1 pseudogene is annotated in these 354 nt (G+C 40.1%); it reads right to left on the reverse strand.

The annotated features are described in order from the left end of the window. Positions 1-311, reverse strand: a pseudogene (locus HC175_RS21170) (SusC/RagA family TonB-linked outer membrane protein); the annotation flags it as partial. Positions 312-354 lie beyond the last annotated feature (43 nt).

Consider the following 354-nt stretch of genomic DNA (forward strand, 5'->3'; position numbering starts at 1 on the left):
CCCTGTCCAAGTAACACGGTCAGGTTATGTTTGCCAAAGCTGTCATCGTAAGAAACTACGTTTTCGATATTCCAGCCAAATCCTTTATTCAGGTTACGGCTAAAGCTATTTTGAGAAGTTCCTACTGTAGCACTTAAATAATATACAGGAGTAAAGAAGTCTCCTCCCCAATAAGCGATTTTCCCTCCTACAGTTGATCTAAAGGTTAGCTGTTCAATTGGTTTGAATTCCAGATAAGCATTACCCACAAAATCATCAGACCAGTTATAATTTCCTAATCGGGTTTGGACATAGGCAACAGGGTTTGTCATTTCCTGTCCAACTGCACTGGAAATACCATAAGGGCTTCCATTT

It is taken from the genome of Salinimicrobium oceani, assembly GCF_012037645.1.